The sequence below is a fragment of the Arthrobacter humicola genome, assembly GCF_039531445.1.
Lineage (GTDB): Bacteria > Actinomycetota > Actinomycetes > Actinomycetales > Micrococcaceae > Arthrobacter > Arthrobacter humicola.
The window spans coordinates 110139-122814 of record NZ_BAAAQB010000025.1 but is presented as its reverse complement, the minus strand read 5'-3'; the positions used below and the strand labels follow the sequence as shown (position 1 = coordinate 122814).

The following is a 12676-nucleotide window of genomic DNA, read 5'->3' as shown; positions in this document are numbered from 1 at the left end:
TTTTCGGCGGCATCCCCCGCGGAAATTCCCCTCGTTTGCGGACCCGACGCCGGGAATCTCCGGTGTGTCGGGCCGACACGCCGCGCGCGCCGGCCAAAGGTGGGGAGTACCAGCGGAGGTGCGTGAGTGAACGTGGCCGGAGCCGGGGCGCGCTTTCCTCGGTAGGATTCAAGGATGGAAGCCGTGCAGGAAACCCCGGACCGTCCGCCGCTGGACCTCAACGCCCTCAGCGATGAGGCTTTCCTGTCCGCCAACGGGATTCCGCGCCTGACCGTGGTGGAGACCACCGGCTCCACCAACGCCGATCTCCTCCGCGGCGTGACCGAGGATCCCGGCGCCTGGCCGGACCTGTCGGTGCTCACCGCCGAATACCAGACCGCTGCGCGCGGCCGGCTCGACCGGCACTGGGAGGCCCCGGCCCGTAGCTCCGTCTCCGTCTCGCTCGTGCTGCGTCCGGTCAACGCGACCGGCCGGCCGCTGCCGACCCACAGCTACTCGTGGCTCTCCCTGCTCGCCGCCCTTGCCCTGCGGGAAGCCCTGACGGAAACCGCCGGCATTCCGGCGGAACTCAAGTGGCCCAACGACGTCCTGGTGCGCGGCAAGAAGATCGCCGGAATCCTGGCCCAGCTTGGCCCGCTCGGCGGCGTCGGCACGCCGCCGGTCATACTCGGCACCGGTCTGAATGTCACCCTCACGGAGCCGGAACTCCCGGTGCCCACCGCCACGTCCGTGCTGCTGGAGAACCCGGACACGGTGGACCGGACAGAACTCCTGAAGAGCTATCTGTCCCGCTTCGCCACCTTGTACCGCAGCTTCTGCAACGCCGACGGCGACCCCGCCGCCGGGATGGCCGGCGGCCCTTCGCTGCACAAGAGGGTGGAACACCTGCTGACGACTCTCGGCAAGCAGGTCCGCGCCCAGCTGCCCGGCGACCACGAGATCATCGGCCACGCCACGCGCCTGGACGAATACGGTTCGCTCCTGGTGGTTGACGCGACGGGCCATGAACATGTGGTGACCGCCGGGGACGTGGTGCACTTGAGGCCGTGGAACCCGGCGGCAGCAGACGGACAGGGTGGAGGCGGCCGCGGCGGAGCAGAAAGCGGTTATGCGTAAAGTGCTCCTGCCGGGTGAGCAAGTGATTGTTGTAACCCGGCCCCAGCCCAGGATGCTGATTGTCCCGGCGCTGTTGTTCGTTGTGGTGCCGGCACTGGCCGCGTACGCCTGCGCCTGGGTCGTCAAGGGCGGCCCGGCGAAGCTTGTGCCCCTCATCCCCCAGGAATGGACGCCCTGGCTGATCGCCGTGTGCCTGGGGCTGGCGGCGTGGGTCCTGCTCGGTTATTGCCTCCCGCGGGTCATCACATGGCAGGCCACGCGCTACATCCTGACCAGCCAGCGCTTAGTTACCCGCTACGGCATGTTACGGCGGCGCGATCAGCAGATCCCGCTCGCCGCAGTCCGCCATGTGGCCATTGAGCAATCGTTGTTGCAGCGCCTATTGCGCTCCGGGAATATATCCTTGGAGACCGGGTACCCCTTGGGAACCAAGGTTCCCGACGTTCCAGAGGTCGCGACATTCCGAAACTTCATTCTTGACGCCATCGGCGATCTCCCCAGGGGCGACGCCTTCGGGGCCGAGGGCACGACGAACAACCCGGGCGAGGACTTGCCGTGGGAGATGAGAGAAGGTGGAAGAGATGAACGCTGAGAACGTCCACCAGGACACCGACCTCGCCGCCCCGGATTTGCCCCGGGAACCCGAAGACGCCATCTCGGAGCCGGCAGCCGTCACCCCGGCGTCAACGCCTGAGGCCACCCACGACGGCGGCTCCGGACCCGGTGCCGCCGGCATCGACGACGCTCCCGCCGTCGTAGAGCCCGCCGACGCCAGCGCGCACGTTGACCCGGCCGCCGAACCGGCCGCGGCCGATGCCGCTGAACCCGTCGCTCCGCCCACCGGAACCATGTCCGCCGAACGGCTCGCCGCCAAGGCCCTCGAAGCCCGTCTGCTGGGCGGCGAACGCAAGCTCAAACGCCGTGAAGTCGCCGCCGGTGCCGGGCTTTCGCTGCTGTCCGCCCGGAAACTCTGGCGCGCCCTCGGCTTTCCCAACCTCGGTGATGAAGACGTCGCGTTCACCGAACGCGACCAGTCCGCCCTGTCCACGATCGTGGACCTGGTGCGTGCCGGCAAGCTCACGGAGGAAGCCGCCATTTCCATCACGCGGGCCATCGGCCAGATGACGGACCGGATGGTGGTGTGGCAGATCGAGGCCCTCGTCGAGGACATGGTCCAGAAGCAGGGAGTGCCGGATGCCGTGGCCCGCAAGCGCCTTGTCAGCGAGCTGCCGAACCTCATTGACGCCCTTGAGGAGATGCTCGTTTACTCCTGGCGCCGCCAGCTCAACGCCGGCGTCCAGCGCCTGGCCGTCCGGGCCGAAGCCGGGCTGCAGTCCAGCGAAGAGGGCCGCGAAGGCGACGAGGACGACGCGCCGCTGCCCCTGGCGCGGGCCGTAGGCTTCGCGGACCTGGTGTCCTACACCAGCCTGTCCCGGCGGATGAATGAGAAGACGCTCGCCCAGCTGGTGCAGCGCTTCGAGAACAAATGCGCCGAGATCATCTCCGTCGGCGGCGGCCGGCTGGTCAAGACGGTGGGCGACGAAGTCCTCTACATCGCCGAAACACCAGCGGCCGGCGCCGAGATTTCGCTGGCCCTGTCCCGGGCCTTCACGGAGGACGAGATCCTGCCGCAGGCCCGCGTGGCGATGGTCTGGGGCCGAATCCTGTCCCGCCTGGGGGACATCTACGGACCCACCGTCAACCTCGCCGCCCGCCTGACCGCCCTCGCAGATCCCGGCACCGTGCTGGTGGATTCCATGACCGCGGCCGCCCTGGAGGACGACGAACGCTTCGTCCTGGTGCCCCGCGCGGCCGAGGACGTCCGCGGCTTCGGCGAAATCCACCCGGTACAGCTGCAGCCCGGCAGCGGCCGCGGCCTCGTCCTGGACTGAACGCAGGACTAAGCGCAGCGCTAATCACCCGCCACGCGCAGGACTAAGGGCACGGGCTTCTCAGTTGTGCGGCGCATATGCAATAGTCGGACCGGCAGCTGCCACCCGGCCGGGTGTGTGACCGCCGCCAACTTTCGCGAGCACCACTTCAGCTAGGACGGCCATGAACCCTACCTCAGACGCCCCGCTTCCCGCTTCGGACGGGGCGCGGGGACCGCGCCTGCGCTGGGGCTGCGGCACGGACCGGGGCCTGCGCCGTGAGATGAACGAGGACTCCTTCATTGCCGCCGAGCCCGTCTTCGCGGTGGCCGACGGCATGGGCGGCCACGAGGCAGGCGAAGTCGCCAGCAGCATTTGCGTGCGCACCCTGGCGGAGCTTCCGCAGGTGAAGACCGGCAGCCGGGACGCAACGGCAGGCCTCGTCCAGGACTATCTGCTCATAGCTGACGAGGGCATCCGCCAGGCCACGGACTCCCGCGCCGGAACCACGCTCTCCGGCGTCATAGTGGTGGAGCAGCCGGACGGCCCGTACTGGCTGGTCCTGAACATCGGCGATTCCCGCACCTACCGGTTCAGCCACGGTGGCCTCACCCAAGTCAGTGTGGACCACTCTGAAGTGCAGGAACTGGTGGCCGCCGGCCAGATCACCGAAGCCGAGGCCGCCGTCCATCCGCGCCGGCATGTGGTGACGCGCGCGCTGGGCACGGGAGACGAATCCGAGGCCGACTACTGGCTGATACCGCTCGAGGACGGTGACCGGATGCTGGTGTGCTCGGACGGGCTCAACGGGGAACTGAGCGACGAGCGGATTGCCGGCATCCTTGGATCCGAGCCGGACCCCCAGGCGGCGGTCGACGAACTGATCCAGGCCGCCCTGCGGAGCGGCGGACGGGACAACGTCACCGCGATTGTGGTCGATGCCCGGACCGCCGTCGGGGATACGCCCGTCTGACCGGCGGGCTGCCGGCCGGACAGCCTGCTGATCGGACAATGGCAATGATCTAGGGCAGGATAGGTCTGTGAGCACAGGAAAGACCGCAGCAGAGACTGAAAAAGCAGCCGACGAAGCCCAGGGGCACGTCACGGATCCTGAACGCCCCGCGGGGGAGCAGGTCCCGTCCGGGGATGTCCGCGCGGAGTACGAAGACCTCGTGGAGGAGGTCCGCAAACATCGTTTTGCGTACTACCAGGAGGACGCGCCGATCATCTCCGACGCCGAGTTTGACGAGCTCTACCGGCGGCTGGAAACCCTCGAGGCCATGCATCCGGAGCTTGTGGCCAACGATTCGCCCACGCAGGAAGTGGGCGGCGAGGTGTCCGCCGCGTTTGCCGCCGTCGAACACCTGCAGCGCATGTACAGCCTGGAAGACGTCTTTTCCCTCGAGGAGCTTGAGGCCTGGATTGCCAAGGCCGAGGCGTCCGTCGCCAAGATCGGCAACGGCGGCAACCCGCCGGCGTGGCTCACCGAACTGAAGATCGACGGCCTGGCCGTCAACCTGCTTTACCGCGACGGCGTGCTGGTCCGGGCCGCCACCCGCGGCGACGGCACCACCGGCGAGGACATCACGCACAACGTCCTGACCATCAAGGAAATCCCGCAGCAGCTCAGCGGCACGGGCTTCCCGGCGGAAATGGAAGTCCGCGGCGAGGTCTTTATCCCGTCCAAGGCGTTCGCGGAGTTCAACGAGGCCCTGATCGAGGCCGGCAAGGCGCCGCTGGCCAACCCGCGCAACGCCGCCGCCGGTTCGCTGCGGCAGAAGGACCCGGCGGAAACCGCCAAACGGCCGCTGCGGATGTACGTCCACGGCATCGGCGCCCGAGAGGGACTCCAGACGGTCAGCCAGTCAGACTCCTACCGCCAGTTGGCCGAATGGGGCCTGCCCACCAGCCCGTACTTCGAGGTCCTCGCCGGGCTGCAGGACGTGCTGGACTTCATCAAGCGCTACGGGGACAAACGGCATAGCCTGACGCACGAGATCGACGGCATTGTGGTCAAGGTGGACGACTTCGCCACGCAGCGCGCCCTGGGCTACACCTCCCGCGTGCCGCGCTGGGCCGTGGCATACAAATACCCGCCGGAGGAAGTGCACACCAAGCTGCTGGACATCGCCGTCAACGTCGGCCGCACCGGCCGGGTCACCCCCTACGGGATCATGGAACCGGTCAAGGTCGCCGGCTCTACCGTGGAAATGGCCACCCTGCACAACCAGGAAGTGGTCAAGACCAAAGGCGTTAAGATCGGCGACATCGTGGTGCTGCGCAAGGCCGGAGACGTCATCCCGGAAATTGTGGGCCCGGTCTTGGCGCTCCGCGACCAGCAGGACCCGCCCGTCCGCGACTTCATAATGCCCACCGAATGCCCGGCCTGCGGCACGCCGCTGGCCCCCGGGAAGGAAGGGGACGTGGACATCCGCTGCCCCAACTCCCGATCCTGCCCGGCGCAGCTGCGTGAACGCGTCTTCCACCTCGCCGGCCGCGGCGCCTTCGACATCGAGGCCCTCGGCTGGGAAGCCGCGATCGCCCTGACCCAGCCCGCCGAGCCCGAAACGCCGCCGCTGACCACCGAGGCGACACTGTTCGAGCTCACCCCGGAGCAGCTCGCGGACGTCCGCGTCCGCCGGGAGAAGCGCTCCAAAGGCGTGGCCACCGGCGAATTCGAACTCGTGCCCTACTTCTATACCAAGGCCACCACCAAGACCCCGTCCAAGCCCACGGCCACCACGGACAAGCTCTTCCGCGAACTTGAGAAGGCCAAGTCCCAGCCGCTGTGGCGTGTCCTGGTGGCGCTGTCCATAAGGCACGTCGGCCCGCGCGCCTCCCGCGCCCTCGCCACCGCGTTCGGCAGCATGGACGCCATCCGGCAGGCCTCCGAGGAAGAGCTCGCCAGCGTGGACGGCGTGGGCCCGGTGATTGCCCAGGCGTTGACGGAATGGTTCGCCGAGGACTGGCACCGCGACATCGTGGACCGCTGGGCCGCCGCCGGTGTCCGGATGGCCGACGAGCGCGACGAGTCCACACCCCGGACCCTGGAGGGGCTGACCGTCGTGGTCACCGGAAGCCTCGAGGGTTTCAGCCGTGACGAGGCCAAGGAGGCCATCCTGATCCGTGGCGGCAAGGCGGCCGGCTCGGTCTCCAAGAACACCAGCTACGTGGTGGCTGGCGATAACGCAGGCACCAAACTGGACAAGGCAGAACAGCTCGGTGTCCCGGTCCTGGACGAGGACGGCTTCCGGGCACTGCTGGCCAACGGCCCGGCCGGTGCGGCCGACAGCGACACGGATCCGGAGCTTGACCCGGACCTTGACTCGGAAGACGACGACGGCGACACCCCCGGCTTCGACTCGGCGGCGGCTCAATGAGCTCCCACCCCTCCGTCCCGCCCGATGCCGAGCCCGGCACGGCGGCGCTGCTGGAACTGGCCAAATCGGCCGCAGCCGCGGGTGCCGCGGTCCTGGCCACCCGGAAGGCCGCCGCCCTCGACGTCAGCAACAAGGGCGACTCGGGAGACTGGGTGACGGCCTTCGATCTCGCCGCCGAAGCCGCCGTCCGGGACGTCATCACCGCCGCCCGGCCGCACGACATCATCACGGGGGAGGAGGGCGGGACGGTCCTGCCGACGGAGCCCAGCGGCTACCGCTGGTCCATCGATCCCCTCGACGGCACCACTAATTTCATCCGCAACATCGTCTACTACGCCACCTCCGTGGCGGTGGCCGACCCCGACGGCGTCTGGCTGGCCGGCGTCGTCAGCGCCCCGGCGCTGGGCCGCACCTACTTCGCCTCCCGGGGCGAGGGGGCCTGGCTCGAGGAGCAGGGCCGGCTGACGGCTCTGCTCGGTCCCGTCCCCGGGCGCACCGGACAGATCCTGGCGACGGGCTTCAGCTACGATGCCGGGGTCCGGGCCGAACAGGCCGGCGGCCTGGGCGGCCTGATGGACGGCTTCGCGGACATGCGCCGCCTGGGCTCGGCGGCGCTGGACCTGTGCCTCGTGGCGGACGGCACCCACGACGCCTACGGCGAACGCGGGCTCAACGAGCACGACTTCGCCGCCGGTGCGCTGATCGCGGAGGAGGCCGGCTGCTGGGTGCGGCGGCCTCGGCTCACCAGCCCGCTGGCCGGCGGGCCGTCCGACGACGAGCGTCTGGCAGCCTGGACGTGCGCCGGTTCGCTGGAACTCTCCGGTAAGTTTCCGCTCTGACGGGTGCTCCTCACGCCGGGTCCCGGCAATAGTGATAGTTCAGTCACGGAAACAGCCCTTGCGCACGTAGCCGGTGTCGGCCACCCGTACCATTGACAGGTGCCTTCGCAGATCCTCATTCGCCCCGCCGTTCCGGCCGACTTCGACGCCATAGCGCGCATCACCCGGGACGCCTACTTGGCGGCGGGCTACTTTGAGAGCGCCGACCACCCCTACATGCGGCAGATCCAGGACGTCACCACGCGGGCGGCGGACGCGACGATCTGGGTGGCCGAGCGCGACGGCCGCATCCTCGGATCCGTGACACTGGCGGTCGCGGGGGAACCCTATGCGGACATCGCCCGGAGCGACGAGCTTGAGTTCCGCATGCTCGTGGTGGACCCGGCTGTCCAGCGCAGCGGCGCCGGCAAGGCCATGGTCCAGGCCATCATCGAACACGCCAGGTCCCTGCCGGGAATCCACGCAGTGGCCCTCACTACGGGCATCAGCTGGGAAAGCGCCCACGGCCTCTACCGCAAGACCGGCTTCGTCCGGGCACCGGACCGTGACTGGCTGGTGCCGGGCACGGACATCAAACTGCTCGTCTACCGCCAGGCCCTCTGACACAAAAGCGCGCGTTTTATCGGCCTGCCGGCCATCCGCCCTAGAGTTGTGCCGATCCCTGCGGCAACTGCGAAAGGCACCCCATGCGCAAAACCTTCGGCACCGGCTCCACCTGGGAACAGACGCTCGGCTATTCCCGGGCCGTCCAGGTGGACAACACCCTCTACATCTCCGCCACCGCCGCGAGCGGCGAGGACGGCATAGTGGGCGAGGACTTCTACACCCAGACCAGCTACATCCTGCAGAAGCTCGGGGCAGTGCTGGCCGAGGCCGGCTTCGCCTTCGAAGACGTGGTGCAGTCCAAGCTGTACCTGACGGACATCAGCAAGTGGGAAGAGGCCGGCCGCGCCCACGGCGAGGTCTTCGGCGACATCCGCCCGACGCTCTCCCTGGTCCATGTGCTGCCGTTCCTGGACCCGAAGATGCTCGTCGAGATCGAACTCGTCGCCCAGAAGAGCGCCAGCTAGAAGCGCTCGAGCCCGGGCCGGGCGGGACTCTGGCGGAACGGCCGGACTTGGGGTAAGACTGGCGCATGACCAGGGCGCACGGACAGGGCCCCAGCCGGGTCCCCATTTTAGGCCAGCTCCGTTCCTATGACCGGGCATGGCTGCGTGGCGATCTGATCGCCGGCGTCACCGTCGCCGCCCTGATTGTCCCGAAGAACCTGGGGTACGCCGGCATCGCGGGGATTCCGCTGCAGAACGGCCTGTATGCGGCTGCCGCGGGCGCGCTCATGTACGGGATCTTCGGCAGCTGCCGGCAAATTTCGATGGGTCCCAGCTCGGGTCTGGCGGCGGTGGCCGCGAGCGCCGTGCTCGCGGCAGGCATTACCAACGACGTCGATATCGCCTCGTTCGTCGCCGGTATCACCCTTGCCTCAGGGGTCCTGTTCCTGCTCCTTGCCGTCCTCAAGATGGGCTGGATCGCGCAGTTCCTCTCCCGTGCCGTGGTCACAGGCTTCCTCTTCGGTGCGGCGATCGACGTCGTGATCGGGGAGCTCCCCAAGCTCACCGGGACCGAGGTCACCGGCTCCAATCCGATCCAGGAACTGTGGTCCTGGCTGGGGACGCTCGGCGAGGCGCACCGGGCGACGGTGATCGTCGGCGTGATCGCGCTGGCCGTCGTCTTTGGGCTCAAGGCAATCGCTCCCAAGGTCCCCGGCGCCCTCGTGCTCGTGGTGGGCGGACTGCTCGCGGCGGCATTGTTTGATCTCGGCGCCAAGGGCGTGGCGCTGGTGGGTGACGTCCCCCGGGGGCTGCCGGCGCTGAAGATCCCGGACGGCCAGCTCATGTGGGACCACGCGGGCACGGTCGCGGTCGCCGCCGTGGCGTTGGTCCTGATCGGCTTCTCCCAGACCGCGGGCGATGCGCGCGCGTTCGCCGCCAAACACCGCTACCAGATCGACATCAACCAGGAATCGACGGCGCAGTCCCTCTCCAACCTGGCCGCGGGCGTGTTCCAGGGGATGCCGGTCTCGACAAGCCTCTCAGCGAGCTCGCTGAACGACCACTCCGGGGCGAAGACCGGGCTCGCCTCCCTCACCTCGGGTGTCACGGTCCTGCTTACACTGCTGTTCCTGGCGCCGCTCTTTTCCAACCTGCCCAAGCCCGTGCTGGCGGCTCTGATCATCGAGGCCGTCGTCATGGGCATGATGAACGTGCCGGAGATGCGGCGGCTGGCCCGGGTACAAAAGGTGGACTTCTGGATCGCGGTCGCTGCGATCCTCGGAACCCTGGTGTTCGGCGTACTCGCGGGAGTCATCATCGGCATCGGACTCTCGCTGATCTGGCTGGTCGCGGTGGCCACCCACCCGGCGATGCCGTCTCTTGGCCGCGAACCGGGCACGCAGGTCTTCCGCGAAGCCGACGGGCACCCCGGCGACGAGATCCTCCCCGGCGTGGCCGTGATCCGGTTCGACGGCGGCCTGTTCTTCGCCACCGCCGACGCCCTGGAGGATCGCCTGCGCGACGTCATCCATGCAAAACCGGAACTGACCGGGATCGTGATCGACTGCGGGGGGATCAACTTCGTAGATTCCCAAGGCGCGGCAAAGATGGCGGACGTCGTGACCCTGGCCCGGGACGCCGGCGTCAACCTGCGCCTCACCCGCCTGAAGCCGGCGGTACGGGCCATCCTCGAACGCGACGGCGTGATCGAACTCATCGGGGCGGACAAGATCCACGGCAACATCCACAGGGCAGTCGAGGCGGAACAAGCGGCCGCAGAACGGGGCCGGGCGGACACCGGCTAGAACCGACGCGGGCACTTACGGTCCATCGCGGCAGTCCTGATGGGCCGTAGATAACCCCGCGTTGCTTTGCGGAGGCCTAGAGGCCGGTTCCGGCGGGGAGTCCGTAGCGGTGCTCGGGCCGCCCGGTGGTGCCGTAGCGCAGCTGGATGTCGACGGCGCCGTCGTCCGCGAGCGAGGACAGGTACCGCTGGGCGGTCGCCCGTGACACCCCCACCCGGGCAGCGACGTCGGCGGCCGAATACTGCTCTCCGGGAACCAGGGATTCGAGCACCGCGGCCTCGGTGGCGGACCGGGGCCGCGCGGAGGGGGCGACGTCGCCCGCGATCAAGGCCCGCTTGGCGCGGTCCACCGTCTCCTGGTTGACGGATCCCGGCTGGGCCAGGATACGGCGGTAACGGGCATAGGAGCGCAGCTGCTGGGACAGGGCTTCGGCCGTGAAGGGCTTGAGCAGGTAGCCTAGGGCGCCGCGGCGGAATGCGAGCCGGAGCGAAGCCGTGTCCGAGGCCGCGCTGAGGATCACGGTGTCCACGTCCAGCTGGTGCAACAGGTCCAGCCCGGAAGCATCCGGCAGGTAGACATCCAGCAGCACAAGGTCCGGGCGCAGGCTGTGGATGGCCTGCAGCGCCTGCGACGCCGAACCGGCCGGGGGCAGCGCGAGGAAACCGGCCACGGAATCCACATAGGCGGCGTGCAGCTTGGCGACGTGGAAATCATCGTCGACTATCAGCACCCTGAAATCCTCAGACATCGGTGTCCTTTCCGGTTGGTTCTGTTGTCCCGGGCAGGGTGGCGACGAACACGGCGCCCGGGCCGCCGGGGGAGCCGGGGTCCAGCACCCGGACGTCGCCGCCGCGCCGGCGCGCGAACTGCCGGGACAACGCCAGCCCCAGCCCCTGCCCTGCGCCCGCCCGCGCCGGCCGTTCCGACGTCGTATAGCCTTCCGTGAACACGGCCTCGGACCCTGCGGCTGCAACCCCGGGTCCCAGGCCGTCGCCGGAATCCGCGACGACAATGTGCAGGGTGCCGGCGCCGCCGTTGACCCCCGGTTCGTCCAGCACTTCCACTTCCACCCAGCGCTCGGACGCGGAACCGGCGACGGCGGCATTCATGGCGTTGTCGATCAGGTTCCCCAGGACGGTGGTGACATCCTGCGGCTCAGTGACGCGGCCGCGGACCACGGATTCCGGGCCGAGGCGAAGGCTCACGCCGCGCTCGTCCGCCTCAACGCCCTTGGCGCCGAGGAAGGCCTGCAGATACGGGTCCTGGAGCAGCTCGGCCTGGTCCACCGGGAATGTCAGCGGCCCGGTGGCTGCCAGCCTGGCCAGATAATCCTGGGCCTGCTGGGGCTTGCCGATGCTCATGAAGCCGGCGATAGTGTGCAGCTGGTTGGCGAACTCGTGGCGCTGCGCCCGCAGGGCCGCGGACATCGTGCCGACTGCGTCGAGCTGCCGGGTCAGCTGCTGCAGTTCGGTCCGGTCCCGCAGCATCACCACCCAGCCCAGGTCCTCACGACCATGCAGGGCCTTGCGCGCGCTGGCCACCAGTACCCGGTCGCCGGCCACGAGTTCCACGGCGTCGCCCTCGGCCGCGTCGGCCCGGGTCAGGGCCTTCAGCTGGGCCGGCACCGGCGCGGTGCCCCAGGCGGTGCCGGCGAGGTCGGGAACACCGAGCAGCCGCTGGGCGGCGGCGTTGAAAACACTGACCCGGCCGTCGGCCGCAATGCCGATCACGCCGTCGTCGACCCCCTGCAGTACCGCCACCTGGTCGTGTACGAGGGTGCTGATTTCCTCAGGCTCCAGCCCGAGCGTGAGCCGCTGAAGCCGGCGCCGGAGCAGGAAGGACGCCAGTACCCCGGCGAGCAGTGCCCCGGCGGCCGTGGCGGCGATGGGAGCGATGTCCCTGGCCAGGCTCTGGCTGATCGTTTCCGTCGAGTAGCCCACGCTCACCTCACCCACCACTGCCGTGGACTCCGGGGCGAACACCGGGACTTTGGCGCCGGCGGAGGGCCCCAGCGTGCCCGTGTTCCGGGTGGTGACCTCCTTGCCGGCCAGGGCTTCGGAGGGGTCGGTGCTCACTTTCTCGCCCAGCCGCTCCGCATCCGGGTGCGCCAGGCGTATGCCGGTCTCGTCCGTAATGACCACGAACAGCGCCCCGGTGCGGGTGCGGGCACCCTCCGCGGCAGCCATGAGCGGCCCGGCCAGCAGCTCGGCCGCCGGGGGAGCAGCGGGAAGGGCGCTGATGGACTGGACCTCTGCCCGCACGGTCGGGTCCGAAGCGACGGTCCGGGCCAGGGTCAGCGCCTGGTTCTCGGCCTCGCGCCCCAGCCGGTCGTAGGTGAGCCAGGCATGGACGGCGCTGCTCAGGAGCACCACCAGCGCCACGACGCCGAGCTGCAGGAGCAGCGTCTGGGTGGAAAAGCGCAGGGCGGGCAGGGCTGTGCGGCGCTTCATCGGGCTCCTGCCTGGGGTTCGTACGGACTGGTTGAGATCGTGAGCAAAATGCGCAAAATGCGCAAAATGCATCCAACAAGCAGTATGCCAATCAATTGAGCCAAAGACCCAGCCGTGACGGACGCCACTCTAACGTCTGTAGTGCGCATCACACCGGAGTGGTGTC

At 68.9% G+C, this 12676-nt stretch carries 11 protein-coding genes; 9 read left to right on the top strand and 2 right to left on the bottom strand.

Going from position 1 to position 12676, the window contains the following annotated elements; all coding sequences use genetic code 11:
* The first annotated feature begins 174 nt into the window (after window positions 1-174).
* The 9 genes from ABD243_RS07830 to ABD243_RS07790 all read left to right on the top strand — a co-directional run bounded on the left by ABD243_RS07830 (window position 175) and on the right by ABD243_RS07790 (window position 10060).
* On the top strand, window positions 175-1116 hold the full coding sequence (locus tag ABD243_RS07830; protein ID WP_344364001.1) for a biotin--[acetyl-CoA-carboxylase] ligase: 942 nt from the start codon (window positions 175-177) through the stop codon (window positions 1114-1116).
* Window positions 1109-1708 (top strand): PH domain-containing protein, encoded by a 600-nt coding sequence (locus ABD243_RS07825; RefSeq protein WP_344363999.1) that lies wholly within the window; start codon window positions 1109-1111, stop codon window positions 1706-1708. Before ABD243_RS07830 ends, ABD243_RS07825 begins: the two co-directional genes overlap by 8 nt.
* Window positions 1698-3008 carry an adenylate/guanylate cyclase domain-containing protein gene (locus ABD243_RS07820; RefSeq protein WP_344363997.1) on the top strand — a complete coding sequence of 437 codons (1311 nt, stop codon included), beginning with the start codon at window positions 1698-1700 and terminating at the stop codon, window positions 3006-3008. Before ABD243_RS07825 ends, ABD243_RS07820 begins: the two co-directional genes overlap by 11 nt.
* 163 nt (window positions 3009-3171) lie before the next feature.
* A complete protein-coding gene (locus tag ABD243_RS07815) occupies window positions 3172-3960 on the top strand; it encodes a PP2C family protein-serine/threonine phosphatase (RefSeq protein WP_344363994.1) in 789 nt (262 codons plus the stop codon).
* Between the two features lie 67 nt (window positions 3961-4027).
* Window positions 4028-6367: an NAD-dependent DNA ligase LigA gene (ligA, locus tag ABD243_RS07810; RefSeq protein WP_344363992.1), complete on the top strand. Its 2340-nt coding sequence runs from the start codon at window positions 4028-4030 to the stop codon at window positions 6365-6367.
* On the top strand, window positions 6364-7206 hold the full coding sequence (locus tag ABD243_RS07805; protein WP_116766104.1) for an inositol monophosphatase family protein: 843 nt from the start codon (window positions 6364-6366) through the stop codon (window positions 7204-7206). Before ligA ends, ABD243_RS07805 begins: the two co-directional genes overlap by 4 nt.
* Before the next feature lie 99 nt (window positions 7207-7305).
* Entirely contained in the window at window positions 7306-7809 is a 504-nt protein-coding gene (locus ABD243_RS07800) for a GNAT family N-acetyltransferase (protein WP_344363988.1), read from the top strand.
* A gap of 83 nt (window positions 7810-7892) precedes the next feature.
* Window positions 7893-8276 (top strand): RidA family protein, encoded by a 384-nt coding sequence (locus tag ABD243_RS07795; protein ID WP_091249516.1) that lies wholly within the window; start codon window positions 7893-7895, stop codon window positions 8274-8276.
* 65 nt (window positions 8277-8341) lie between these two features.
* On the top strand, window positions 8342-10060 hold the full coding sequence (locus ABD243_RS07790; RefSeq protein WP_344363985.1) for a SulP family inorganic anion transporter: 1719 nt from the start codon (window positions 8342-8344) through the stop codon (window positions 10058-10060).
* 76 nt (window positions 10061-10136) lie between these two features.
* Here the strand turns inward: ABD243_RS07790 and ABD243_RS07785 are convergent, their stop codons facing one another.
* Entirely contained in the window at window positions 10137-10808 is a 672-nt protein-coding gene (locus ABD243_RS07785) for a response regulator (RefSeq protein WP_344363983.1), read from the bottom strand.
* Window positions 10801-12510, bottom strand: coding sequence for a sensor histidine kinase (locus ABD243_RS07780; protein WP_344363981.1), 1710 nt, complete (start codon window positions 12508-12510; stop codon window positions 10801-10803). The genes ABD243_RS07785 and ABD243_RS07780 overlap by 8 nt, the downstream gene beginning before the upstream one ends.
* Window positions 12511-12676: the final 166 nt, after the last annotated feature.

Bases quoted from the DNA above. Each gene is read 5' to 3' on its own strand.
- ABD243_RS07815 (WP_344363994.1), top strand. From the start codon at position 3,172: ATGAACCCTACCTCAGACGCCCCGCTTCCCGCTTCGGACGGGGCGCGG.
- ABD243_RS07780 (WP_344363981.1), bottom strand. From the start codon at position 12,510: ATGAAGCGCCGCACAGCCCTGCCCGCCCTGCGCTTTTCCACCCAGACG.
- ABD243_RS07825 (WP_344363999.1), top strand. From the start codon at position 1,109: ATGCGTAAAGTGCTCCTGCCGGGTGAGCAAGTGATTGTTGTAACCCGG.
- ABD243_RS07805 (WP_116766104.1), top strand. From the start codon at position 6,364: ATGAGCTCCCACCCCTCCGTCCCGCCCGATGCCGAGCCCGGCACGGCG.
- ABD243_RS07820 (WP_344363997.1), top strand. From the start codon at position 1,698: ATGAACGCTGAGAACGTCCACCAGGACACCGACCTCGCCGCCCCGGAT.
- ABD243_RS07830 (WP_344364001.1), top strand. From the start codon at position 175: ATGGAAGCCGTGCAGGAAACCCCGGACCGTCCGCCGCTGGACCTCAAC.
- ABD243_RS07790 (WP_344363985.1), top strand. From the start codon at position 8,342: ATGACCAGGGCGCACGGACAGGGCCCCAGCCGGGTCCCCATTTTAGGC.
- ABD243_RS07795 (WP_091249516.1), top strand. From the start codon at position 7,893: ATGCGCAAAACCTTCGGCACCGGCTCCACCTGGGAACAGACGCTCGGC.
- ABD243_RS07785 (WP_344363983.1), bottom strand. From the start codon at position 10,808: ATGTCTGAGGATTTCAGGGTGCTGATAGTCGACGATGATTTCCACGTC.